This window comes from Streptomyces sp. NPDC006476, assembly GCF_040612015.1.
GTDB classification, from domain to species: Bacteria; Actinomycetota; Actinomycetes; order Streptomycetales; family Streptomycetaceae; genus Streptomyces; species Streptomyces griseorubiginosus_B.
On the sequence record NZ_JBEXPK010000270.1, the window covers coordinates 1 to 1,996 of the forward strand.

Below are 1,996 nucleotides of genomic sequence, written 5' to 3' on the forward strand. Positions count from 1 at the left end.
AGTGTGGATCCGTGGAAGGGCGACACGGGTGTGGCCGGTGAGGACCCGTTGCCGACGGCGGGTGTGTCGGGTGGCGGCAGCGGCCTGACGTTGCCCGCCGGAGGCCCCACCGCTCCCCTCTCCCTCGCCGGCGGCGCCGGGTCGGCCGAGCCGTGGACGGGCTCCGGCGCCGGAGGGGGCCCCGATCCCGGCATGCCCTCCACCGTGCCGGTCGGGGCGGGTTCAGCGCCGGAGACCGGGGTGCCGGCTACGGCCAGCGCTGGGGCGGGCATGCCGTACATGCCCCCGATGGGCGGTGCCCCGGGGGCGGGCGGCAAGGAGTGCGGCGAGTCGTCGGACGCCTCCGGGCGTATAGAACCGTTCGCCGAACCGTGGACGGGCGAGCCCGGTGCGGCCGTAGAGGAGGTGGCCCCCGGCACGCCCGCGGGCGGCCCCGGCCTCGGCATTCCGGGTGGCGGCAGCACCCCGGTGGCCGCCGTGACATCCGTCTTGGGCATCCCACCCGTGGCCGGCGAGCGTGAGCGGGCGAGCGAGGAGCGGCGGCCGCAGAGCTCCGAACTGGTGGAGACTGACGGTTCCGAGTGGGGCGTCGGCGCACCCTTGGAGCGGGACACCGTGGGCGGGGACGGAGCGGAAAATTCGCTTCCGTATGACCGGGTGGCCGTCGTCCAACCGTCGGCCGGCGAGGAACTGGAGGACATCACAGCCTGGGACGAGGGCGGCTCGATGTTCACCCCCTTGCTGTGGTCCCTCGGCCGTGGCCGGAAGGACGAGGAGGAGGAGATCTTCGATCCCGGCTATAGCGCGGAAGCCCTGGAGACGCGGACCGGTGAGGCGCAGGCCACGGCCGCCTCGACCACCGCGGATCAGGACGGCGAGACAGAGGAAGCGGTCGAGTCCGCTGATGCGGCCGCCGCTGACAGGCAGGCCCTCATCAAGGAGGCCGAAGAGCAGTCGCAGTGGGTGACCTGGAAGCCGAACCGCTCGGGTGCGGGTGCCCAAGGGCTGTCGGGCACCATGCCCATGACGCTGACATGCGGTTTCGCTGACGATGACGATGACGACGAGGAGGAGGGGCAGGCGCAGGCCGCCGAGGCCGCGGCGGCGGCCTCGGACGAGGAGCAGGAAGAGGAGGAGGACGGCGGCAACACCATCGCCAAGCTCCTGCACCAGGACGAGACCGCCTGGGGCACCGTGTGCGAGGGCGCCGACGCCTTCGCCTGACCTCGGTCGCCGCCCCGACCTGCGCCGTCACCACGCGTCACCGTTGGGGACCGTCTGGGCACATCTTGGTGTACCGCCGGTCATGATTCCCGCCCTGGACTGTCACGCCGGCCGGGGCGGGTGCTTACGTGAGGCCCCCACCAGGACCGCTGGAAGTAGTGACGGCCGGGCCGGAAGATCGCAGTAACGCCGCCTTGCAGCGGAGGAGAGACCCCCATGACCACGCCGTACGACCGGCAGATCGAGGAGCTCCTGCAGGAGTACCGCCGTCAGCGGGAGAACGCCTTGGCGCTCCGCAGCAGGATCAACGAGACCACCGGCGCGGCCACAGCTCCCAAGCAGGTTGTGAAGGTGACCGTCTCCGCGCAGGGCGAGGTCACGGCGATCGAGTTTCCCACCGGCGCCTTCCGCAGGCTGGCGCCCAAGGAACTCGCCGACGTGCTGATGAGCACGATCCAGCAGGCGCGGGTCAAGGCGATGACGGCGGTCGGGGAGCTGATGAACCCGCACCTGCCGGCCGGCGTGACCACCGCCGACCTGCTGGAGGGCAAGGCTGACCCGACGGCCCTGCTGTCCGAGGAGCCCGCCATGCCGGACTCGGTGCGCGACTACGTCAATCACGGCTACCGCCGGGATCAGAACCCTCCTCGCCGGTGAGAGGCGGCCCCTCTCGTTGGGCGTTCCCGTTCGTTTGGTGATCAAGGATGACCAGGAGGCTTCCATGGCCGACGACTACCTCGGTGTGGACACCGGCGCGATCGCCGCAGCCGTG

General features: G+C 71.5%; 1 protein-coding gene and 1 pseudogene. Both read left to right on the top strand.

Annotation, left to right across the window (positions count from 1 at the left end):
* Nucleotides 1-1,224: pseudogene (locus tag ABZZ74_RS53905) on the top strand (hypothetical protein); the annotation flags it as partial.
* 216 nt (nt 1,225-1,440) lie between these two features.
* A complete protein-coding gene (locus tag ABZZ74_RS53910) occupies nt 1,441-1,881 on the top strand; it encodes a YbaB/EbfC family nucleoid-associated protein (RefSeq protein ID WP_356951412.1) in 441 nt (146 codons plus the stop codon).
* The last annotated feature ends 115 nt before the right edge of the window (nt 1,882-1,996 follow it).

Excerpts from the sequence above, each read along its gene's own strand:
- ABZZ74_RS53910 (WP_356951412.1), top strand. The coding sequence starts at position 1,441 with ATGACCACGCCGTACGACCGGCAGATCGAGGAGCTCCTGCAGGAGTAC.